Source organism: Pseudomonas sp. NMI542_15 (genome assembly GCF_021283425.1).
GTDB lineage: Bacteria > Pseudomonadota > Gammaproteobacteria > Pseudomonadales > Pseudomonadaceae > Aquipseudomonas > Aquipseudomonas fortuita.
The window spans coordinates 1-747 of the sequence record NZ_JAJSRO010000073.1; the positions used below are offsets into that span (position 1 = coordinate 1).

Sequence of the window (747 nt, forward strand, 5' to 3'; positions counted from 1 at the left end):
TCACCGGGAATGCCGAACACATACTCGACACCTTCGTTTTCCAGGCATTGCACAACGACATCGGCGGCCTTGGCCATCTTGCTTGCTACCTCAAGTGATGGGACGGTGGAAGTCCGGAAATGCGCAGCACGGTGCGCTGGCATCACCAGGTTCAGGGGCAGGAGTGCCCTGAATCAAAGTCTTGACGTAGGGTAGGTACGGGAAAGTCACGTTAATGTGAGTGCAATATTGTCGCAGCGACTATGAAAGCATACGCGGTCGCTGTGGGAGCGGGCGTGCCCGCGAAACAAGCAGCGAGGTGAATGGCACGGGCTTCGCCCGTGTTCGCGGGACAAGCCCGCTCCCACAGGGATTCGAGCAGCGAGGTGAATGGCACGGGCTTCGCCCGTGTTCGCGGGACGAGCCCGCTCCCACAGGGATTCGAGCTGGGCAGAATTTTTTTGTCCACAAAGACAAAACCCCTACCTGCATGCGCAGATAGGGGTTTTGCGAAATGAATCTTGACGATGACCTACTCTCACATGGGGAAACCCCACACTACCATCGGCGATGCATCGTTTCACTGCTGAGTTCGGGATGGGATCAGGTGGTTCCAATGCTCTATGGTCGTCAAGAAATTCTGTAGCCAGAATGTCCAGATGGACAGCCCAGCGAATCCGGATATGTGATATTTGTGGTTCGTTGCGAACTTTCGGTTCGTATCATCTTCACCACCGCAATCTGCGTCAGCAAATTGCTTGGGTGTTA

Annotated in this window: 1 protein-coding gene and 1 rRNA gene; both read right to left on the reverse strand. The window is 55.0% G+C overall.

The window, feature by feature from the left end; translation table 11 throughout:
• Window positions 1-77 (reverse strand): hypothetical protein (locus LU684_RS30925; RefSeq protein WP_148101364.1); only part of this gene is annotated, 77 nt, incomplete at its 3' end.
• A 421-nt stretch (window positions 78-498) separates the two neighbouring features.
• A 5S ribosomal RNA gene (gene rrf / locus LU684_RS30455) occupies window positions 499-614 on the reverse strand.
• Window positions 615-747: the final 133 nt, after the last annotated feature.